This window comes from Micromonospora nigra (assembly GCF_900091585.1).
Classification (GTDB): Bacteria; Actinomycetota; Actinomycetes; order Mycobacteriales; family Micromonosporaceae; genus Micromonospora; species Micromonospora nigra.
In genome coordinates this window covers 332,189-355,998 of sequence record NZ_FMHT01000003.1, presented here as the reverse complement: position 1 = coordinate 355,998, position 23,810 = coordinate 332,189, and the positions used below count along the sequence as shown (strand labels likewise).

At 73.2% G+C, this 23,810-nt stretch carries 4 protein-coding genes and 1 pseudogene; 4 read left to right on the top strand and 1 reads right to left on the bottom strand.

Annotated features, from left to right (window positions below; all coding sequences use genetic code 11):
* Positions 1-14: 14 nt before the first annotated feature.
* Together mhpA and GA0070616_RS01650 are read left to right on the top strand one after the other, a co-directional pair.
* Positions 15-1,697, top strand: a pseudogene (mhpA, locus tag GA0070616_RS01655) (bifunctional 3-(3-hydroxy-phenyl)propionate/3-hydroxycinnamic acid hydroxylase MhpA); the annotation flags it as partial.
* 23 nt (positions 1,698-1,720) lie between these two features.
* Positions 1,721-2,608 carry an SAM-dependent methyltransferase gene (locus GA0070616_RS01650; RefSeq protein WP_091075128.1) on the top strand — a complete coding sequence of 296 codons (888 nt, stop codon included), beginning with the start codon at positions 1,721-1,723 and terminating at the stop codon, positions 2,606-2,608.
* A gap of 64 nt (positions 2,609-2,672) precedes the next feature.
* On the opposite strand, the gene GA0070616_RS01645 is transcribed toward GA0070616_RS01650, so the two are convergent.
* On the bottom strand, positions 2,673-3,434 hold the full coding sequence (locus GA0070616_RS01645) for a thioesterase II family protein (protein ID WP_281187695.1): 762 nt from the start codon (positions 3,432-3,434) through the stop codon (positions 2,673-2,675).
* A gap of 276 nt (positions 3,435-3,710) precedes the next feature.
* Between GA0070616_RS01645 and GA0070616_RS01640 the strand changes: the two genes are divergently transcribed.
* Both GA0070616_RS01640 and GA0070616_RS01635 read left to right on the top strand, forming a co-directional pair.
* The gene (locus GA0070616_RS01640; RefSeq protein ID WP_425412915.1) at positions 3,711-9,413 is read left to right on the top strand and encodes a type I polyketide synthase; all 5,703 of its coding nucleotides are present in this window, start codon (positions 3,711-3,713) and stop codon (positions 9,411-9,413) included.
* A 49-nt stretch (positions 9,414-9,462) separates the two neighbouring features.
* The gene (locus GA0070616_RS01635; RefSeq protein ID WP_091075124.1) at positions 9,463-23,751 is read left to right on the top strand and encodes a type I polyketide synthase; all 14,289 of its coding nucleotides are present in this window, start codon (positions 9,463-9,465) and stop codon (positions 23,749-23,751) included.
* The last annotated feature ends 59 nt before the right edge of the window (positions 23,752-23,810 follow it).

The following is a 23,810-nucleotide window of genomic DNA, read 5'->3' as shown; positions in this document are numbered from 1 at the left end:
CCGACGAGGAAGCGGCGATGACCGACGTGCTGATCGTGGGCTACGGCCCGGTGGGCCAGGTGGCGGCGATCCTGCTGGCCCGGCGCGGTTTCACCGTACGGGTGGTGGAGAAGTGGGCCACCCCGTACAACATGCCCCGCGCCGTGTCGTACGACGGCGAGGCCAGCCGGATCCTGGCCGCCTGCGATCTCGGGGACACCCTCGACCCGGTGTGCGAGCTGTCCGGCGAGTACACCTGGAAGAACGGCTTCGGCCGGACCCTGCTGCACGTCAAGGCCGCCGAGAACGGTCCCGCCGGCTGGCCCGACTCGATCTCCTTCTACCAGCCCGGCCTGGAGGCCCGCCTCGCCGCGCGGGGCGCCGCCCTGCCCGGCATCGAGGTGCTACGCGGGTGCGAGGTGACCGCCATGACCGACCGGGGCGACGGCGTCGACGTGACCGCCGTCGACACCGACGGCGGCGTCCACGCCTTCACCGCCGCCTGGGTGCTCGGCTGCGACGGCGCGAACAGCTTCGTCCGCCGCTGGATGAACGCCACCGTCACCGACCTCGGCTTCACCCACGACTGGCTGGTCTGCGACGTCGTGCTCAACGAGCCCCACGAGTTCAAGCCCAACAACCTGCAGATCTGCGACCCGGCCCGCCCCCGCACCGCCGTCTCCGCCGGCCCCGGCTACCGCCGCTGGGAGTTCATGCGGGTGCCGGGGGAGACGCTGGAGGAGTTCCGCAGCGAGGCCAGTGCGTGGCGGCTGCTCGGTCTGTTCGACATCACCCCCGACACCGCCCGCCTCGACCGGTACGGCGTCTACACCACCCAGGCATGTTCCGCCGACACCTGGCGCCGCGGCCGGGTGTTCCTCGCCGGGGACGCCGCCCACGTCATGCCGCCCTTCCTCGGCCAGGGCATGAGTTCCGGTTTCCGGGACGTGGTCAACCTGGCCTGGAAGCTGGACCTGGTGCACCGGGGCATCGCCGACGACACGCTGCTCGACACGTACGAGGTGGAGCGACGGGCACACGTGCAGCACGCCATCCGGATGTCCATCGACTCCGGCACGGTGATCTGTGAGACCGACCCGAAGAAGGCCGCCGGTCGGGACGCGGTGATGCTGGCCGCGCTGCGCCGCCGCACCCAGCAGCGACACGCCCGCTCGCTGCGCGAGGCCATCGTCGACGGTGTGCTGCACCGCGACGCCGACGGCTCGCCGGCCCCGCACGCCGGCCAGCCCGCTGCCCAGGGACGGGTGGCGACGGCCGGCCGCACCGGCCGGTTCGACGACGTGGTCGGCACCGGCTTCGTCCTGATCACCCGTGTCGACCTCCCTCTCGACCCGGACGCCGCGGCGTTCCTCGCCGCCCTGGGCACCCGCCGGGTCACCGTCCACCCGGCTGACCCCTCTTCCGCCGGTCAGACCAGCGGCGACGCCTCCTCCGCCAGCCTGACCAGCGGCGACGCGACCGCTGCCGGTCGGTCGGCCGACGACGTGACCACAGACGGCCCGGTCGACGGCGACGCGATCATCGACGTCGTCGACCTCGACGGCGTCCACCTCACCTGGCTGGCCGAAGCGGACGCCGACGCCGTGCTGGTTCGGCCCGACTTCTACGTCTTCGGCGTCGCCACCGGACCGGACGCCCTGGCCGCCCTGGTGGACGACCTGCGCCAGCAGGTCCGCGCCCGGGCCCTGCACCCCTGACCATCCCTGCTCAAGGAGACGACATGCTGGAGAACCTCCGCACCCTCGGCCGGGTCATCCGAACCCTGGCCACGAAGGACCCGGTGAACCGGGTCCGGCGCTTCTACGAGATCCAGTCACCAGGCGTGGAGTTCGCCGCCCGCACCACCCGCTACATGAACGTCGGCTACTGGGAGGACGGGGTGACCAGCATCGACGTGGCCGGCGAGGCACTGGCCACCAAGCTCGCCGACGCCGCTGGGTTCAAGCCCGACGACACCGTCCTCGACGTCGGCTTCGGCTACGGCGACCAGGACTTCACCTGGCTGCGGAACCGCAGGGTGGCCAAGGTGCACGGCATCAACGTCACGCCCCGGCACGTCGAGCACGCCCAGGACCGCGCCCGGCGCGAGGGCCTCGCCGAGCAGACCGAGTTCCGGCTCGGCACCGCTACCGACCTGCCCTACGCCGACGGCACCTTCGACCGGGTGGTGGCGCTGGAGTCGGCCTTCCACTTCTATCCGCGCAGCGCCTTCTTCGCCGAGGCGTTCCGGGTGCTCAAGCCCGGCGGCACCCTCACCACCGCCGACATCATCCCGCTCAGCTCCGACACCCCCCGGATGTCGATCAGCTCCGGTCCGCTGAGCTTCGTCAAGTTCAGCGTGCCCGACGAGAACTGGCACGACCGCACCGTCTACGCCGAGCAGTTGGCCGCCGCGGGCTTCGCCAACCCGGAGGTGCGGTCCATCAAGGACCACACGTGGGAGGGGTGGCGGCGGTTCCAGTCCGCCCGTCCGTCCGACCCGGCCTTCCGGGCGGCGGCCGAGCAGAGCGCCGTCAAGGGCATGGCCAACCACTGGCGCGACGAGGAACTGATCAAGAAGGAGTTGGCGTTGCTCGACTACGTCATCGCCGTGGCCCACAAGCCGTGACCTGCGAGGCCCCGCCGCCCCGGGTGTGTCCCGGGCGGCGGGGCCGCGACGTGCATGGGTCGGGTCAGCCCACCGTCGTGGACAGCGCCGCCGAGATGGTCCGCAGGATGGCCGGCTGGTGCTGGGCCAGGAAGAAGTGCCCGCCCCCGAAGACCTGAAGGTCGAACGGCCCGGTGGTGTGTTGCTGCCACGCCCTGGCCTCGTCGATCGTGGTCTTCGGGTCGTCGTCCCCGGTGAACACCGTCACCGGGCAGCTCAGCTTCGGCCCGGGCGTGTACGCGTACGTCTCCGCCGCCCGGTAGTCGTTGCGGATCGCCGGCAGCGCCGCCCGCAGCATCTCCGGGTCACCCAGCACCGCCGAGTTGGTGCCGCTGAGCTTGCGCACGTCCGCGAGCAGACCCTCGTCATCGAGCAGGTGCACCGTCTCGTGCCGGGGGCAGGACGGCGCCCGGCGCCCCGACGGGAACAGGTGCGCCACCGGTGTCCCACCGTCCGCCTCGATCAGCCGCGCCACCTCGAAACCGAGGGTCGCGCCCATGCTGTGTCCGAAGATAGCCAGCGGCCGGTCCCGCCACGGCCGCAGCACCTCGAACACCTGCCGCGCCAGCTCCCCGATGTCGTCCACGCACGGCTCCTGGCGACGGTCCTGCCGCCCGGGATACTGGATGGCGAGAACCTCCACGGCCGGCGACAGCGCCCGGGAGACGGGAAAGTAGAAACTGGCGGACCCGCCGGCGTGCGGCAGGCACACCAGCCGCGGGGCGCCGGTCCCACCCGGTGCCGGGTGGAAGCGGCGCACCCACAGGCCGTTGTCTGAATCGGTCATTCTCACGCGGTCCTTCCAGCGGAGGTGCCGGGACACCTGGCACAGGGGTGATCACAGGGACGCTAAACCGATCCACCGAGCCCGCACACCCCTAGCGGACGGGCGTACGGGTTAGGGGTTGTCGCAGGTCATCGCGACGCCATAACTTCCCCGACGAGGGGACCCGTGGCTCTCGGCTGAATTGTGCACAAGGACGTCACCGATCTGGCTTGAGGAATTCGCGCATTCGTACCGTCGCCTACGTCAGGTCTCCGCCGGCCACCGCGATGGGTCAGGTTGATGGACACCGAAGAGAAGCTCCGGGAGTATCTGAAGAGGGTCACCACCGACCTGCGGCGCACCCGGCAACGGCTCCGTGACGTCGAGGACGAGGCCCACCAGCCCATCGCCATCGTCGGGATGGCCTGCCGGTTCCCGGGCGGGATCACGTCGCCCGAGGCACTGTGGGACCTCGTCGCCGCCTCCGGCGACGCCATCGGCGGGTTCCCCACCGACCGCGGCTGGGACCTCACCGACCTGTACGACCCGACCCGGGAGCGCCCCGGCACCTCCTGCGTACGGGAGGGCGGGTTCGTCCACGACGCCGCCGACTTCGACCCCCGGTTCTTCGGCATCTCCCCCCGGGAGGCCCTCGCGATGGACCCGCAGCAGCGGCTGCTGCTGGAGGTGTCGTGGGAGGCGTTCGAGTCGGCGGGCGTGGACCCGACCGGCTTCCGGGGCGGCCCGGTGGGCGTCTTCGCCGGCCTCACCCATGGCGGCTACGCCACCGGCGCCACCGACGTGCCCGACGGTGCCGTCGACTACCTCGGACTCGGCAACGCCGGCAGCATCAGCTCCGGCCGGGTGGCGTACTCGTTCGGGTTCGAGGGGCCGGCGGTCACCGTGGACACGGCGTGCTCGTCGTCGCTGGTGGCGTTGCACCTGGCGGCGCAGTCGCTGCGGTCGGGGGAGTGTGACCTCGCCCTGGCCGGCGGTGTCTCGGTGCTGTCGACCCCGGCCATCTTCGTCGACTTCACCCGGCAGGGCAACCTGTCGATGTCGGCCCGCTGCCGGGCCTTCGCGGAAGCCGCCGACGGCACCGCCCTCGCCGAGGGCATCGGTGTCCTCCTGGTGGAGCGGTTGTCGGATGCGCGGCGGCTGGGTCATCGGGTGCTGGCGGTGGTGCGGGGCTCGGCGGTGAACCAGGACGGCGCGTCGAACGGGTTGACCGCGCCGAACGGGCCGTCCCAGCAGCGGGTGATCCGGCAGGCCCTCGCCAGTGCCCGGTTGTCCACGGCCGACGTGGATGTGCTGGAGGCGCACGGCACCGGAACGACGTTGGGTGACCCGATCGAGGCGCAGGCGCTGCTGGCGACGTACGGTCAGGGCCGGGACGGGCATGAGCCGTTGTTGTTGGGGTCGGTGAAGTCGAACATCGGCCACACGCAGTCCGCGGCCGGGGTCGCCGGGGTGATCAAGATGGTGCAGGCGATGCGGCATGGTGTGGTGCCGGCGACCCTGCACGTGGATGAGCCGTCGTCGAAGGTGGACTGGTCCGCCGGGGCGGTGACCTTGGTGACGCGGGCGCGGCAGTGGCCGGCGGTGGATCGGCCGCGTCGGGCGGCGGTGTCGTCGTTCGGCATCTCCGGCACGAACGCCCACATCATCATCGAGCAGCCACAACCACAGCCACAGCCGATCGCGGGGCAGCCGGAGGTGGGCACCGCGCAGGCGGCTGCCGCCGCCACCGGGCTGCCGGAGGCGGCCGACGGCGGGCAGCCGGCCAGCGTCTTCGCGTCGGTCGACGCCCCGGCGGTGGGGGCGGTGCCCGGCGGGTCGTCACGGACGGACGACCCCGACCTGCCGGTGCCGTGGCTCGTGTCGGGGCGGTCCGCGGAGGGCCTGGCCGGCCAGGCGGCCCGCCTGGCCGAGTTCGCCCGACGGGAGACCGGGACGTCGCCCGTGGAGATCGGCTGGTCGCTGGCCACCGCCCGTGCCGCCCTCGACCACCGGGCCGTGCTCATCGGCACCGACCGTGATGCGCTCGTCGCCACGGTGGACGCCCTCGCCGCCGGCCCCGTAGAGCAGACCTCCGCGCCGAGTCACCCCACCGCCGGTACGACCCTCGCGGTCGGGCAGGCAACCCCTGGTCGTCGGGCGTTGTTGTTTGCGGGCCAGGGGTCGCAGCGTCCGGGGATGGGTCGGGAGTTGTATGAGCGGTTCCCGGTGTTCGCGGACGTGTTCGATCGGGTGTGTGGGTTGTTCGACGGTCGGCTCGATCACCCGTTGCGGGAGGTGGTGTTCGCCGAGCCGGGCAGTGAGCTGGCAGGGCTGCTGGATGAGACGGCGTTCACGCAGGCGGGGTTGTTCGCGGTGGAGGTGGCGCTGTTCGAGTTGTTGTCGTCGTTCGGGGTGCGGGCTGATGTTGTGGCGGGGCATTCGGTTGGTGAGGTGACGGCTGCCCATGTGGCGGGGGTGTTGTCGCTGGAGGATGCGTGTGCGTTGGTGGTGGCGCGTGGGTCGTTGATGCAGGCGTTGCCGCCTGGTGGCGGGATGCTCGCGGTGGCTGCGAGCGAAGCGGAGATCCGTGAGATCGTCGACGTCGACGTCGACGCCGGTGGTGTGGGTGTGGATGTGGCGGCGGTGAACGGGCCTCGGTCGGTGGTGGTGTCGGGGCCGGTGGTGGAGCTCGACGACATCGCGCAGCGTTGTGTCGGGCGGGGTTGGCGGGCCAAGCGGTTGTCGGTGAGTCATGCGTTTCATTCGCGGTTGATGGAGCCGATGCTGGACGAGTTCCGGGCGGTGCTGGCTGATCTTGAGTGGAGTTCTCCGCAACTGCCGGTGGTGTCGAACGTGTCGGGCGGGATCGCGGATGCGGCCGAGATCACGGATCCGGAGTACTGGGTGCGGCACGTGCGTGAGGCGGTGCGGTTCGGTGACGGGGTCGCCGCTCTGTTGGAGGCCGGGGTCAGCACGTTTGTGGAGGTGGGTCCGGATGCGACGTTGACGGCGTTGGCTGCTGAGACTTCCGGTGACCGGCCGGTGCATCTGGTGGCGGCTCTGCGTCGGGACCAGTCGGAGACGGTGGGTGTGTTGACCGCGTTGGCGCGGTTGCATGTGACGGGTACGTCGGTGGACTGGGCGTCCTGGTTCACCCGGGCCGGTGCCCGGCCCCGTACGGTCGACCTGCCCACCTACGCCTTCCAACACCAGCGGTACTGGCTCGATGCCGGCTCGTCCGGTGCCGACGCCACCGGCCTCGGGGTTCGGGGCACCACACACGCCCTGCTCGACGCCGAACTGGTCACCGCCGCCGGAGACGTACGCATCCACGGCGGCCGGCTCTCCGTACGCACCCGACCCTGGCTCGCCGACCACATGGTGTGGGGGGCGGTCGTCGTACCGGGCGCGGCGCTGGTGGAGATGGCACTGCACGCCGGCGCACAGGCCGCCTGCGACAGCCTGGAGGAGCTGACCCTCGCCGCCCCGCTGGTCCTGCCTGAACAGGGTGCCCGCGCGGTGCAGCTCATCCTGGCCGCCCCCGACGAGCACGGACGTCGTCAGCTCAGCGTGCACTCCCGGCCCGCCGACGACCCGGACGGCGAGTGGACCCGGCACGCCGAAGGCGTCCTCGCCCCCGGTTCCGTCGACCCGGCGGAACCGTTGACCACCTGGCCGCCGACCGGTGCCACCGCCGTGCCCGTCGCACCGATCTACGAGCACCTGCACCAGCTCGGCGTCGACCACGGGCCCACCTTCCGAGGGCTGCGCGCCGCGTGGCGGACCGACGACGCCGTCTACGCGGAGGTCGCGCTGCCCGACGGCGTCACCCCCGGCGGGTTCGGCCTGCACCCGGCGCTGCTGGACGCGGCGCTGCACGTCGTCGGCCTCACCGACGACACCGACACCCCCACCCCCGGGGCCCGCCTCCCGTTCGCCTGGTCGGGCGTCACGCTCGCCGCCGTCGGCGCGACCCTGCTGCGGGTACGGGTCACCCGCGCCGGCCCGGCCGTGTCACTGACCCTCGCCGACGGGACCGGCGCGACCGTCGCCCGGATCGGATCGCTCGTCTCCCGGCCGGTCAGCGCCGAACAGCTCGACGCCACCGACCCGGCCGAGCTGCCCCTGTTCGACCTGCGCTGGTCCCCGTTGCCGCTGCCGTCCCGCCCGGCCGTCGGGATCGTTGCCCTCGACGCCGCCGGCCTCGCCGCCACGGCACTGACCGGCGGACTTGCCGCCCTCGCCCACGCCCTCGACGCCGGCCGGCACGACCCCCGGCTGGTGCTGCTCCCCGCCGGCGAAGCCCCACCCGGCGACCCCCTGGACGCGACCCGCGACCGGCTCGCCGGCACCCTGACCGCTGTCCGGGAATGGCTGGCCGACGACCGGTTCGCCGACCGCCGGCTGGTGGTGTTCACCCGCGGCGCGGTCGGCGCCGACGGTGCGGTGACCGACCTGGCCGGTGCCGCCGTCTGGGGCCTGGTCCGCTCGGCGCAACTGGAACACCCCGGCCGGTTCGTGCTGGTCGACCTCGACGATCAGGCCGACGCCGACCTGCTCGGCCGCGCCCTCGCCAGCGACGAACCCCAGCTCGCGCTCCGCGACGGTCGCCTCCTCGTGCCCCGGCTCGCGCCCGCCGAACCCGACCCGACGGGTGCCGTCGACCTGCTCCCCGACGGCACGGTGCTGGTCACCGGCGCCACCGGCACGCTCGGCGGGCACGTCGCCCGCCACCTGGTCGCCGCACACAAGGTCCGGCACCTCCTGCTCGTCGGCCGGCGAGGGCAGGACGCCCCCGGCGCGGCCGACCTCCTCGACGACCTCACCCGGCTCGGCGCGCAGGCCCGCTTCGTCGCCTGCGACGTGGCCGAACGCGACCAGGTCGCCGCGCTGCTCGACGCGGTTCCCGCCGACCATCCGCTCACCGGGGTGGTGCATGCCGCCGGCGTCCTCGACGACGCGACCGTCACCGCGTTGACCCCCGAGCGTACCGCCACCGTGCTACGCCCCAAGGCCGACGCCGCCTGGCACCTGCACGACCTCACCCGGCACCTGGACCTGCCGATGTTCGTGCTGTTCTCCTCGATCGCCGGCCCGCTCGGCGGGCCCGGACAGGGCAACTACGCGGCGGCCAACGCGTTCCTCGACGGCCTGGCCCACCAACGCCGCGCCGCCGGGCTCGCCGCCACCTCCCTGGCCTGGGGGGTGTGGGAGGCCGACAGCGGGATGACCCGCGACCTGGGTGCCGGCCGTCGGGAACGGATGGCCCGCCAGGGCATCGCCGCCCTCGGCACCGCTCAGGCGCTCGCCCTCTTCGACGCCAGCCGCCGCAGCCGGCAACCGCTGCTGCTGCCCGTCCGCCTCGACCTGGCCGCGTTGCGTACCCTCACCACCGTCGACCATCTCCCGGTGCCGCTGCGCGGCCTGGCGGGCAACCGCACGCGACGCACCACCGCCGGAGCCGCGGGCGACGGGTTCCGCGACCGGATCGCCGGGGCGTCCGACGAGGACCGCCGGCGGTTGGTCGAGGAACTGGTCACCGGCCAGGTCGCCGAGGTGCTCGGCTACGCCACCGCAGCCGCCGTCGGTGCCGGACAGTCCTTCACCGAGCTGGGCTTCGACTCGCTGACCGCCGTGGACCTGCGTAACCGGCTCACCACCCTGACCGGCCTGACGTTGCCGGCCACGCTGGTCTTCGACCATCCCACCCCGGAGACACTCACCGACCACCTGGTGTCCCGCCTCGGTCCCGGCCGGCCCGCACCCACCCTCCTCGACGAGCTGGACCGGCTGGAGGCGACGCTCGCCGCCACCCCGGCGGAGGCTCTCGCGGAGCTGACCGCCGACGAGGAGACCCGCTCGACGATCACCGCACGCCTGCGGGCCCTGCTGACCCGCTTCGACGGTGACGTCACCGCCACCGGCGTCGCCGAGACCATCGACGACGCCAGCGACGACGAACTCTTCGACTTCATCGACAGCACGTTCGGTCGCTCCTGACCGTCGTACCGCCCCGGCTTGCCGACCAACGCGACAGGTGAATACCCCGATGGCGAACGAAGCCAAGCTCCGTGAGTACCTCAAGCGCGTCACCGCCGACCTCCACGAGACCAGCGAACGGCTCAGGGCCGCCGACGCCAAGAACCACGAGCCCATCGCGATCGTGGGGATGAGCTGCCGCTATCCGGGCGGGGTCCGCTCACCCGAGCAGCTGTGGGAACTCGTCGCCACCGCCACCGACGGCGTCACCGGCTTTCCCACCGACCGGGGCTGGGACACCGACGGGGCGTACGACCCGACGGGGGAGCGGCGGGGCAGCACGTACGCCCGGGAGGGCGGCTTCCTGCACGACGCCGGGAACTTCGATCCGGACCTGTTCAAGGTCTCGCCGTACGAGGCCCTGGCCATGGACCCGCAGCAGCGGCTCATGCTGGAGGCCTCCTGGGAGGCGATCGAAGACGCCCGGATCGACCCGGCGACCCTGCGCGGGCAGAAGGTCGGCGTGTTCGCCGGCATGATGTACCACAACTTCGCCGCCGCGCTCGGCGAGATCCCGGCGACCCTCGACGGCTTCATCGGCGGCGGCACGGCCAGCAGCGTGCTCTCCGGGCGGGTGGCGTACACCTTCGGCTTCGAAGGCCCGGCACTGACCGTCGACACCGCCTGCTCGTCATCGCTCGTCGCGCTGCACCTCGCGGCGCAGGCGCTGCGTTCCGGCGAGTGCACTCTCGCCCTGGCCGGCGGCGTCACCGTGATGACCACCCTGGAGACGTTCATCGACTTCAGCCGCCAACGCGGACTCGCCCCGGACGGGCGGTGCAAGTCGTTCTCCGACAGTGCCGACGGCACCGGCTGGTCCGAGGGCGTCGGTGTCCTCCTGGTGGAGCGGTTGTCGGATGCGCGGCGGCTGGGTCATCGGGTGCTGGCGGTGGTGCGGGGCTCGGCGGTGAACCAGGACGGCGCGTCGAACGGGTTGACCGCGCCGAACGGGCCGGCGCAGCAGCGGGTGATCCGGGCGGCGCTGGCCAACGCCCGCCTGTCCGCCACCGACGTCGACGTGGTCGAGGCACACGGCACCGGCACCACCCTCGGCGATCCGATCGAGGCGCAGGCGCTGCTGGCGACGTACGGGCAGGGCCGGGACGGGCGCGAGCCGTTGTTGTTGGGGTCGGTGAAGTCGAACATCGGCCACACCCAGGCGGCGGCCGGGGTCGCCGGGGTGATCAAGATGGTGCAGGCGATGCGGCATGGTGTGGTGCCGGCGACCCTGCACGTGGATGAGCCGTCGTCGAAGGTGGACTGGTCCGCCGGAGCGGTGACCTTGGCGACGCGGGCGCGGCAGTGGCCGGCGGTGGATCGGCCGCGTCGGGCGGCGGTGTCGTCGTTCGGCATCTCCGGCACGAACGCCCACGTCATCATCGAGCAGGCCGACACCGCGCCGACGGACCCGCACACCGGGCAGCCGGACGGCACCGGGCAGCCGGCGGGGGAGGGCCCCGGCGGGCAGCCGGCCCCTGGCCCCCACCTGCCGGTGGTGCCCTGGTTGGTGTCGGCGCGGTCGTTGCCGGCCCTGGCCGGGCAGGCGGGACGCCTGGCCGAGTTCACGCGCGCGAGCGACGATCGGTCCCTGGTGGACGCCGGGTGGTCCCTCGCCACGTCGCGGGCCGTCCTGGAACACCGGGCCGTCCTGCTCGCGACGGACCGGGACAGCCTGTACGCCGGCCTGTCCGCGCTGGCCGCGGGCACGACCGCCGCCGGCCTCGTCACCGGCGAGGCCGGTCCCGGCCGGCGGGCGATGCTGTTCACCGGTCAGGGCGCGCAGCGGGCGGGCATGGGTCGAGAGTTGTACGACCGGTTCCCGGTGTACGCCGACGTGTTCGATCAGGTCTGCGCGTTGTTCGATGGTCGGCTCGACCACCCGCTACGGGAGGTGGTGTTCGCCGAGCCGGGCAGTGACCCGGCGAAACTGTTGGACCAGACGGTGTTCACCCAGGCCGCGCTGTTCGCGGTGGAGGTGGCGCTGTACGAACTGCTTTCCTCGTGGGGGGTACGGGCCGACTACCTGGCGGGGCACTCGATAGGTGAGGTGACCGCCGCGTACGTGGCCGGGATGCTGTCCCTGGAAGACGCCTGCACGCTGGTGGTGGCGCGGGGATCACTGATGCAGGCGCTGCCCTCCGGGGGCGGGATGCTCGCGGTGGGTGCGAGCGAAGCCGAGGTCAGGGAGCTGGCCGGCACCGGCGGCGACAGCGCGGCAGACACCGGCGGCGCAGCCGGCAGCAGGGTCGGTGATGGCGGTGCGGTGGACGTCGCGGCGGTGAACGGGCCACGGTCGGTGGTGCTGTCCGGGCCGGCCGTCGCGCTGGACGGGATCGCGCAGCTCTGCGTCGCACGAGGCTGGCGGGTCAGGCGCCTGCCGGTCAGTCACGGCTTCCACTCGCATCTGATGGAGCCGATGCTGGGCGAGTTCCGGGCGGTGCTCGGCAGCCTCGACTGGCGTGTGCCGAGGCTGCCGATGGTGTCGAACGTGACCGGCCGGATCGCGGATCCGGCGGAGATCCGTACACCGGACTACTGGGTGCGGCATGTGCGGGAGACGGTGCGGTTCGCCGACGGGATCGCCGCCCTGCACGAGGTCGGGGTCACCACCTTCCTGGAGGTCGGCCCCGACGCCACGCTCACGGCGATGGCAGCCGACGTCCCCACCGACCGGTCGACCCACCTCGTTGCGGCCCTGCGCCGCGACCAGGCGGAGACCACCACTCTGCTCACCGCTCTGGCTCGGCTGCACGTCACCGGCACGCCGGTGGACTGGGCGGCCTGGTTCACCCAGGCCGCGGGTCGACCCCGCACCATCGACCTGCCCACCTACGCCTTCCATCACCGGCGCTACTGGCTGGAGGCCCGTACCCGCGCCCACGGCACCGTCGGCACCGCACCCCACGACGACGACGCGTTGTGGCAGGTCATCGAAAGCCAGGATGTCGAAGCCCTCGCCACCACCCTCGCCGTCGACCCGCAGGCCCCGCTCGGCGCGGTGCTCCCCGCCCTGTCCGCGTGGCGACGCCGCCGGGACACCGAGTCGACCCTCGACTCGTGGCGGTACCGGATCGCCTGGCAGTCGCTGCCCGACAGCCATCGGCAGGAGGTCGGCGACCTTCTGCTCGTCGTGCCCGCCGACCTCCTCGCGCCCCCCGCTGCCGCAGCGCCCGCCGACCTCGTCGCGCCCGCCGACGTCACCGTGCCCGCCGATCCGGCCGGGCAGTGGGCGGCGGCCCTCGCCGCGCCCGGCGTCCGGGTGCTGCCGGTGCCCGCCGGCCGGGACCGGGCCGGCCTCGCCGACGACCTCACCGAGGCGTACGCCGATCCGAAGGGTAAGCCCGGCACGGTCCTGTCGCTGTTGGGCCTCGCCCCCGGAGCACACCCCGACGCCGCCTCCGTGCCGGCCGGCCTCGCCGCCAGCGTCACCCTCGCCCAGGCACTCGGCGACACCGGGATCGCCGCCCGACTCTGGATCGCCACCCGGGGCGCGGTCTCCGTCGACCCCCGCGACCAGCCGGTCGACCCCGACCAGGCGAGCCTGTGGGGCTTCGGCGGCGTGCTGCGCGCCGAACACCCCAACCGCTTCGGTGGCCTCGTCGACCTGCCGGCCACCGCCGACCCACGCGCCGTACGACTGCTGCGCCGGCTGCTCGGTGGCGAGCGCACCGAGGACCAGCTCGCCCTGCGCACCACCGGCGCGTACGCCCGGCGGCTGGTCCGCGCCGGCCAGCCGGCGGGCCCGGGCCGTACCTGGCAGCCACGCGGCACCACCCTCGTCACCGGCGGGACCGGTGCCCTCGGTGCTCACCTGGCCCGCGCCCTCGCCGGGGCCGGCGCCGAGCATCTCCTACTCGTCAGCCGACGCGGTCCGGACGCCCCCGGTGCCGACGCCCTCACCCGGGAACTGACCGCCCTCGGGGCCCGCGTCACCGTCGCCGCCTGCGACGCCGCCGACCCCGACGCCCTGCGTGACCTGCTGGCGACCGTGCCGGCCGACCTGCCGCTCACCACCGTCCTGCACACCGCGGCGGCGCTCGACGACGCGGTCGTCGACGCCCTCACCGTCGCGCAGATGTCCACCGCCCTGCGGGCGAAGGTCGACGCGGCGCGCAATCTCGACGCGTTGACCCGCGACCACGATCTGTCCGCGTTCGTTCTGTTCTCATCCCTGGCCGGCACCCTGGGCGGCCCCGGTCAGGCCAACTACGCCCCGGGCAACGCCTGGCTCGACGCCCTCGCCCACCGCCGCCGCGCCGAAGGGCTGCCCGCCACCTCGATCGGCTGGGGCCTGTGGGCCGACGGTGGAGTCAGCGCCGGCGACTTCGCCCACCGGATGGCCCGCACCGGCATCGGGGCGATGGACCCCGCGACGGCCGTCCGTGCCCTCACCCGGGCCCTGGACCACGACGAGACCCACCTCGTCGTCGCCGACGTCGACTGGAACCGGGTGGCCGCCCACGCCGCCGCCCCGCGCCCCGACCCGCTGCTGCGCGGCCTGCTGACCGCGCCGCAGGTCACCGACGCCGCCACCGCCGACCGGGCCACCGGCGGAGGTGCGTTGCGGCAGCGGCTCGCCGGGCTCCCCGAGGCCGAGCAGTCCGCCGCGCTCCGCGACCTGGTGCGCGCCGAGGTCGCCGCGGTGCTCGGCCACGACAGCGCCGACCAGGTGCCGGCCGAGCGGGCGTTCCGAGACCTCGGCTTCACCTCCCTCAGCGCCGTCGAACTGCGCAACCGGCTCGACGCCGCCACCGGGCTCACCCTGCCCGCCACGCTCGCGTTCGACCATCCCAACCCCGCCGCCCTGGCAGCACACCTCCGCACGGACCTGCTTGGCGGGTCGGCGCTGCCCGCGCCGAACACCCCGACGGTACGGCCCGCCGACGACGACCCGATCGTCATCGTCGGGATGGACTGCCGGTTCCCTGCCGGGGCCGCATCACCGGCGCAGTTCTGGCGGCTGCTCGCCGACGGCGTCGACGCGATGTCCGACTTCCCGGCCGACCGGCACTGGGACCTGGCCGCGCTGCATCACCCCGACCCGGAGCGCCCCGGTACGTCGTACGTGACACAGGGAGCGTTCCTCGACGACGCGGGGGCGTTCGACGCCGAGTTCTTCGGCATCTCCCCCCGCGAGGCGGTGGCCATGGACCCGCAGCAGCGCGTGCTGCTGGAAGCGTCCTGGGCGGCCATCGAGGACGCCCGGATCGACCCGCTCACGCTGCGCGGCAGCCGTGTCGGCGTCTTCGCCGGCACGAACGGGCAGGACTTCGACAACCTCATCCGGCACGGCGGGGAACACCTCGCCGGTTACGGCGCGACCGGCGCCTCCGCGAGTGTGCTGTCGGGGCGGGTGGCGTACTCGTTCGGGTTCGAGGGGCCGGCGGTCACCGTGGACACGGCGTGCTCGTCGTCGCTGGTCGCGTTGCACCTGGCGGCGCAGTCGCTGCGTGCGGGGGAGTGCGACCTGGCCCTCGCGGGCGGTGTGACGATCATGGCCACCCCCGGGGCGTTCGTCGAGTTCTCCCGGCAGCGCGGGCTGGCCGCCGACGGGCGCTGCCGGTCGTTCGCCGACTCCGCCGACGGCACCGGCTGGGGCGAGGGCGTCGGTGTGCTGCTGGTGCAACGTCTGTCGGACGCCCGGCGGGACAACCGCCGCATCCTGGCCGTGGTGCGGGGCAGCGCGGTCAACTCCGACGGTGCGTCGAACGGGTTGACCGCGCCGAACGGGCCGTCCCAGCAGCGGGTGATCCGGCAGGCCCTCGCCACCGCCGGGCTCACGACGGGAGACGTGGACGTCGTCGAGGCGCACGGGACCGGCACCACCCTCGGCGATCCGATCGAGGCGCAGGCGCTGTTGGCGACGTACGGGCAGGGCCGGGAGGACCGGGAACCGCTCCTGCTCGGCTCGGTCAAGTCCAACATCGGTCACACCCAGGCCGCCGCCGGCGTCGCCGGGGTGATCAAGATGATTCTCGCCATGCGGCACGGCCTCGTCCCCGCGACCCTGCACGTCGACGAGCCGTCGACCAGGGTGGACTGGTCCGCCGGTGCGGTCACGCTCGCCACGACACCCACCCCGTGGCCGGCGGTGGGTCGGCCGCGTCGGGCGGCGGTGTCGTCGTTCGGGATCTCCGGCACCAACGCCCACGTCATCATCGAACAGCCGGAAGCTGAGTCGGAGCCGTTCGTGGAGCGGCCGGAGGTGGGTCCAGGGGCTGCGGCCACGGCCGGGCTGCCGGTGCCGTGGTTGGTGTCGGCCCGGTCGCTGCCGGCTCTGGCGGGGCAGGCGGGACGGCTGGCCGAGTTCGCGCGCGGACACGAGGACCTGTCCTGCGTGGATGTTGCCTGGTCGCTGGCGACGTCGCGGGCGGCTCTGGAGCACCGGGCCGTCGTGCTCGGCTCCACCGGCGACGACCTGTGCGCGGGCCTGTCCGCTCTGGCCGAGGGTGGGTCTGCGCCGGGTCTGGTTGTCGGTGAGGCGACTCCCGGTCGTCGGGCGTTGTTGTTCACGGGTCAGGGGTCGCAGCGCCCGGGGATGGGTCGGGAGTTGTACGACCGGTTCCCGGTGTTCGCGGCTGCGTTCGACCAGGTGTGTGGGTTGTTCGAGGGTCGCCTTGATCATCCGTTGCGGGAGGTGGTGTTCGCCGAGCCGGGCAGTGATCTGGCGGGTTCGTTGGATCAGACGGTGTTCGCTCAGGCGGGGTTGTTCGCGGTGGAGGTGGCGCTGTGTGAGCTGCTTTCCTCGTGGGGTGTGCGGCCCGACTTCGTGGCGGGGCATTCGATCGGTGAGGTCACGGCGGCTCATGTGGCCGGTGTGTTGTCGCTGGAGGATGCGTGTGTGTTGGTGGCGGCGCGTGGGTCGTTGATGCAGGCGTTGCCGGCCGGTGGCGGGATGTTGGCGGTGGGCGCGCCTGAGGTTGAGGTCCGTGAGGTCCTCGACGCCGCCGGTGGTGTGGATGTGGCGGCGGTGAACGGGCCTCGGTCGGTGGTGGTGTCGGGGCCGGTGGTGGAGCTCGACGACATCGCGCAGCGTTGTGTCGGGCGGGGTTGGCGGGTAAAGCGGTTGTCGGTGAGTCATGCGTTTCATTCGCGGTTGATGGAGCCGATGCTGGACGGGTTCCGGGCGGTGCTGACGGGTCTGGACTGGCGGGAGCCGCGGGTGCCGGTGGTGTCGAACGTGACGGGTCGGGTCGCTGATCCGGTGGAGGTCACGGATCCGGAGTACTGGGTGCGGCATGTGCGTGAGGCGGTGCGGTTCGGTGACGGGATCGCCGCTCTGCTGGAGGCCGGGGTCACCACCTTCCTGGAGGTGGGTCCGGATGCGACGCTCACGGCGATGGCCGCCGACACTCGCACCGATCGACCGGCGCATCTGGTGGCGACTCTGCGTCGGAACCAGTCGGAGACGACGAGTCTGGTCACGGCGTTGGCGCGGTTGCATGTGACGGGTACGCCGGTGGACTGGGCGTCCTGGTTCACCCTGGCCGGTGCCCGGCCACGTACGGTCGACCTGCCCACCTACGCCTTCCAACGGCAGCGGTACTGGCCGGAGACGACGACAGGCAGGAACGGGAACGCCCGACCCGACGACGACCTGGACCAGCGGTTCTGGGCGGCGGTGGAGCAGGAGGACCTGGCCGGGCTGGGGGAGGACTTCTCCCTGGCGGCGGACCAGCCGCTGAGTGCGCTGCTGCCGACCCTGACCCGGTGGCGGCGGGCGGGACGGCGACGCGCCACCGCCGACTCCTGGCGCTACCGCGTCGAGTGGCGGCAGCCTCCCTCCGTACCCGAGCCGGGGCTGACCGGGACGTGGCTGGTCCTGGCGCTGCCCGACCAGGCCGACCACCCGCTCGTCGGTGCCCTGGCCGCGCACGGCGCGGACGTCGTGCCGATGGTGCTCGACCCGTCGGCGACCCACCGGGACGCCCTTGCCGCGCGACTGCGCGGCGCGGTGCCCCACCTCGGCGGGGTCACCGGTGTGGTGTCGCTGCTGTCGCTGTCCGGGGCGGGCGTCGGCGAGGCGCTGGCGACCGTGCAGGCGTTGGGCGACTGCGAGGTGAGCGGTCGAACCTGGTGGGTGACCCGGGGCGCGGTGTCGGTGGGGGCGTCCGACACCCCCGTGGATCCGGTCGCGGCGGCCACCTGGGGTCTGGGCCGGGTGGCGGCGCTGGAGGACCCTCGCCGGTGGGGCGGGCTGATCGACCTGCCGGAGACGACCGACGCGCGGGCGGTGCGGCGGCTGTGCGGGATGCTGGCGTCCGGGGTTGAGGATCAGGTGGCGGTGCGCTCGTCGGGGGTGTTCGTCCGGCGTCTGGTGCGGGCCGTGCAGGACGTGGCGCGGCGGGACTTCCGGCTGTCGGGGACGGTGTTGGTCACCGGCGGCACGGGTGCGCTCGGCTCGCGGGTCGCGCAGTGGGCGGTCGACGTCGGCGCGGGGCACGTCGTGCTGACCAGCCGGCAGGGCGAGCGGGCTCCCGGGGCGGTGGACCTCGCGGAGCGGCTACGCGCGTGCGGAGCGCGGGTGACCGTGGCGGCCTGCGACGTGGCCGACCGCGCGGCACTCGCCGCCCTGCTCGACGACCTCACCGCCCAGGGCGACCCCGTGCGCGCCGTCTTCCACGCCGCCGGAGCACCCCAGTTCACCCCGCTGCCCGACATCACCCCGGACGACCTGCGCGACGCCCTGCGCGCGAAGGTGGATGGTGCGGCGCATCTCGACGAGTTGCTGCCCGGTGACGGGTTGGACGCGTTCGTGGTGTTCTCGTCGATTGCCGGGGTGTGGGGGTCGGCCGGTCAGGCCGGTTATGCGGCGGCCAACGCGTACCTTGACGGGTTGGTCGCGCGGCGGCGGGCGCGGGGTGCGGTCGGCACGGCGGTGGCGTGGGGCCCGTGGGCCGGTGCCGGCATGGCTGTCCAGGGCGAGGCACAGGAACAGTTGGCCCGTCGGGGTCTGCCGGTGATGGCGCCTGAGTTGGCGGTGACGGCCCTGCAGGGTGCGCTCGACCGGGACGACAGCACCGTGGTGGTCGCCGACGTCACCTGGGACCGGTTCGCCGCCTCCTTCACCGCCCTGCGCCCCAGCCCCCTGCTCGACGAGATCCCCGAGGCGCGACCCGCACCGGCCAGCGCCCCCGCTGTCGACGGCGGGAAGACCGGCCGGCGGCTCGCCGGCATGACCCCCGCCGAACAGGACGCGCACCTGCTCGACCTCGTCCGCGCCCAGGCCGCCGCCGTGCTCGGCCACCCCACACCCGACGCCGTGCCGGCGGACCGGGCGTTCCAGCGGCAGGGCTTCGACTCGCTCACCGCCGTCGAGCTGCGCACCCGGCTGGCCGCCGAAACCGGGCTCACCCTGCCCAGCACGCTCGTCTTCGACCACCCCACGCCGCTGGCCCTGGCGGCCCATCTGCGCACCGAACTGACCGGCGCCCCGGCGGCGACACCGGCGCGGGAACCGGTCGCCGCCGTCGACACCGACCCGATCGTCATCGTCGGCATGGCCTGCCGCCTGCCCGGCGGCGTCGACACCACCGACCAGCTGTGGGACCTGCTCGTCACCGGCCGCGACGGTATCTCCGACTTCCCGCTCGACCGGGGCTGGGACAGCTTCCTCGACGGCCGGCTCTCCGACACGTCGTTCCCCCGCCAGGGTGGCTTCGTCTACGACGCCGGTGCGTTCGACGCCGAGTTCTTCGGCATCTCCCCCCGTGAGGCCCTGGCCATGGACCCGCAGCAGCGGCTGCTGCTCGAGGTGTCCTGGGAAGCGGTCGAGTCGGCCGGGATGGACCCGGCCCGACTCAAGGGCGGGCGGGTCGGCGTCTTCGCAGGCGCCAGCTTCCAGGGGTACGCCTCGACCGCGATGGGCCGCGACCAGGAGGTGGGCGGTCACCTGCTCACCGGCAACGCCACCAGTGTGCTGTCGGGGCGGGTGGCGTACTCGTTCGGGTTCGAGGGGCCGGCGGTCACCGTGGACACGGCGTGCTCGTCGTCGCTGGTCGCGTTGCACCTGGCGGCGCAGTCACTGCGCTCGGGGGAGTGCGATCTCGCCCTCGCCGGCGGCGTCACCGTGATGGCCTCCCCGGCCACCTTCATCGAGTTCAACCGCCAGGGTGGTCTCTCCGCCGACGGGCGCTGCCGGTCGTTCGCCGACTCCGCCGACGGCACCGGCTGGGGCGAGGGTGTCGGCATGCTCCTCGTCGAACGGCTCTCCGACGCCCGGCGTCACGGCCACCGGGTCCTTGCCGTGGTGCGGGGCTCGGCGGTCAACTCCGACGGCGCGTCGAACGGGCTGACCGCCCCGAACGGGCCGTCCCAGCAGCGGGTGATCCGGCAGGCCCTCGCCACCGCCGGGCTCACCGGCGCCGACGTGGACGCCGTCGAGGCGCACGGCACCGGCACGGCGTTGGGTGACCCGATCGAGGCGCAGGCGCTGCTCGCCACCTACGGGCAGGACCGGGAGGACCGGGAACCGCTCCTGCTCGGTTCGATCAAGTCCAACATCGGTCACACCCAGGCCGCCGCCGGCGTCGCCGGGGTGATCAAGATGATCCTCGCCATGCGGCACGGCCTCGTCCCCGCGACCCTGCACGTCGACGAGCCGTCGACCAAGGTGGACTGGACCTCCGGAGCGGTCACATTGGTGACCGACGCGCGGCCGTGGCCGGCGGTCGACCGGCCCCGCCGGGGTGCCGTCTCCTCCTTCGGGATCTCCGGCACCAACGCCCACGTGATCATCGAGCAGCCGGAACAGGTCGAGGTGGAGCCGGCGGCAGATGCCGCTCTACCCGTCGTGCCGTGGCTGCTGTCGGGGCGCTCGACGCAGGCCCTGGCCGGGCAGGCCACCCGACTCGCCGCGCACCTGCGACGGGACCAGGAGCGGTCCCCGGCCGACCTGGCCTGGTCGCTGGCCACCGGCCGGGCCGCGCTCGACCATCGCGCGATCGTGCTCGGCTCCACCGGCGACGACCTGTGCGCGGGTCTGTCGGCCTTGGCCGGGGGTACGACCGTGCCGGATCTTGTGGTCGGTGAGGTGACTGCCGGTCGTCGAGCGTTGTTGTTTGCGGGTCAGGGGTCGCAGCGTCCGGGGATGGGTCGGGAGTTGTATGAGCGGTTCCCGGTGTTCGCGGACGTGTTCGATCGGGTGTGTGGGTTGTTTGACGGTCGGCTCGGTCATCCGTTGCGGGAGGTGGTGTTCGCCGAGCCGGGCAGTGAGCTGGCAGGGCTGCTGGATGAGACGGTGTTCACGCAGGCGGGGTTGTTCGCGGTGGAGGTGGCGCTGTTCGAGTTGTTGTCGTCGTTCGGGGTGGCCGCTGACTGTGTGGCGGGGCATTCGGTTGGTGAGGTGACCGCCGCGTACGTGGCGGGGGTGTTGTCGCTGGAGGACGCCTGCGCGTTGGTGGCGGCACGTGGGTCTCTGATGCAGGCGCTGCCCGTCGGTGGCGGGATGCTGGCGGTGGGTGCGTCTGAGGCTGAGATCCGTGAGGTCATCGCCGGTGCCGGTGCCGGTGCCGGTGCCGGTGCCGGTGGGGGCGGTCCGCTCGGTGTGGATGTGGCGGCGGTGAACGGGCCTCGGTCGGTGGTGGTGTCGGGGCCGGTGGCCGAGCTGCATCGGGTCGCGGAGTCGTGCGCAGCACGAGGCTGGCGGGCCAGACACCTGTCGGTCAGTCATGCGTTTCATTCGCGGTTGATGGAGCCGATGCTGGACGGGTTCCGGGCGGTGCTGGCTGGTCTTGAGTGGAGTGCTCCGCATCTGCCGGTGGTGTCGAACGTGACGGGTCGGGTCGCTGATCCGGTGGAGGTCACGGATCCGGAGTACTGGGTGCGGCATGTGCGTGAGGCGGTGCGGTTCGGTGACGGGATCGCCGCTCTGTTGGAGGCCGGGGTCAGCACCTTCCTGGAGGTGGGTCCGGATGCGACGTTGACGGCGTTGGCTGCTGAGACTTCCGGTGACCGGCCGGTGCATCTGGTGGCGGCTCTGCGTCGGGACCAGTCGGAGACGGTGGGTGTGTTGACCGCTCTGGCGCGGTTGCATGTGACGGGTACGTCGGTGGACTGGGCGTCCTGGTTCACCCGGGCCGGTGCCCGGCCCCGTACGGTCGACCTGCCCACCTACGCCTTCCAACACCAGCGGTACTGGCTGCACGACACCCCACCGGCCGCACCGCACACCACCAACGACTCGGCAACCGACGAGCGGTTCTGGGCGGCGGTGGAGCAGGATGACCTGACCGGGCTGGGAGACGAACTGTCACTGGCGGCGGACCAGCCGCTGAGTGCGCTGCTGCCGACCCTGGCCCGGTGGCGGCAGGCCGGACGACGACGCGCCACCGCCGACTCCTGGCGCTACCGGATCGACTGGCGGGCCGTACCCGACACCGAGCCGGCGATGTCGGGCACCTGGCTGCTGCTGGTGCCGTACACCGGGATCGACGAACCGCTGCTCACGGCCGTGACCGACGGTCTGACGGCGGCCGGCGCGCAGGTCCGGTCGGTGCTGCTCGACGGCCCGGCCAACCGGGAGCTGGTGGCGAAGGCGCTGTGTGACGTCGGCGAGGTCGCCGGGGTGGTGTCGTTGCTGTCGTTGTCGGGTGCGGGTGTCGGCGAGGCGTTGGCGGCCGTGCAGGCACTCGGGGCATCCGACGTGGGGCGGGTGTGGTGGGTGACCCGGGGTGCGGTGTCGGTGGGTGTGTCCGATGCGCCGGTGGATGCGGTTGCGGCGGCCGTCTGGGGCCTGGGTCGGGTCGCCGGGTTGGAGGAGCCGCGTCGGTGGGGTGGCCTGGTGGATCTGCCGGAGTCGGTGGACGGTCGGGTGGCGCGGCGGCTGTGTGGGGTGTTGGCCTCGGGTGCCGAGGATCAGGTGGCGGTGCGGTCGTCGGGGGTGTTCGTTCGGCGTCTGGTGCGGGCGTCTGGTGATGTGGTGCGGCGGGACTTCCGGTTGTCGGGGACGGTGTTGGTGACCGGTGGTACGGGTGCGCTCGGTTCGCGGGTCGCGGAGTGGGCGGTCGGGGTTGGTGCGGGGCACGTGGTGTTGACCAGCCGGCGGGGGGAGCGGGCTGCGGGTGCGGTGGAGTTGGCGGAACGGTTGCGTGCGTCCGGTGCGCGGGTGACGGTGGCTGCCTGTGACGTGGCCGACCGGTCGGCACTCACCGCGCTGCTGGACGACCTCACCGCCCAGGGTGACCCGGTCCGAGCGGTCGTGCACGCGGCCGGCGCGGCACACTCCACCCCACTGGCCGAGCTGACCGCCGACGAACTGGATCATGTCCTGCGTGCGAAGGTGGATGGTGCGGCCCATCTCGACGAGTTGCTGCCCGGTGACGGGTTGGACGCGTTCGTGGTGTTCTCGTCGATTTCCGGGGTGTGGGGGTCGGCCGGTCAGGCCGGTTATGCGGCGGCCAACGCGTACCTTGACGGGTTGGTCGCGCGGCGGCGGGCCCGTGGTGCGGTCGGCACGGCGGTGGCCTGGGGCCCCTGGGCCGGTGCCGGCATGGCTCAGGGTGAGCAGCAGGAGCAGTTGGCCCGTCGGGGTCTGCCGGCGATGGCGCCTGAGTTGGCGGTGACGGCCCTGCAGGGTGCGCTCGACCGGGACGACAGCACCGTGGTGGTCGCCGACGTCACCTGGGACCGGTTCGCCGCCTCCTTCACCGCCCTGCGCCCCAGCCCCCTGCTCGACGAGATCTCCGAAGCCGGCACCGCCGAGCGGGCAGAGCCGTCGACCTCTGCCGAGGGCCCGTCGCAGGCGCTGCGGGACCGGCTCGCCGCCGCCGGTGAAGCCGAACGGGACCGCATCATCCTCGACCTGGTCCGCGGCACGGCCGCCACCGTGCTCGGCCACCGCACGCCGACCGGGATCCGGGCGAACCGGGGTTTCCTGGAACTCGGCTTCGACTCGCTCACCGCCGTCGAACTGCGCAACCGGCTGGCTACCGAAACCGGCCTCACCCTGCCGACGACCCTCGTCTTCGACCACCCGACACCCATGGCGCTCGCCGCGCACCTGCGTGCCGAACTGGTGCCCCACGGCGCGGCCACCCCGGTCGTCGCCGAGATCGACCGGCTCGACCAGTTCCTGCGCGCCGTTCCCGGCGATCGGCGCGGCGACCCGCAGATCACCCGCCGACTGGAGGACCTGCTCACCCGCTGGCGGGGAGGTGACCAGGCGACGTCGCCAGCCACCCCCGACGCGGAGCCGGCGGACTGGCCGGCCACCCCTGCCGGTGAACCGGCCGACGACCTGGCCGCCGCCAGTTCCGACGACATCTTCGACATCATCCAGCGGGAGTTCGGCAAGTCGTGACCACCACCCCGCCTAGGGGTGCGCCGCGCCCAGCTAGGGGTGTGCCGCCACCTGGCAGT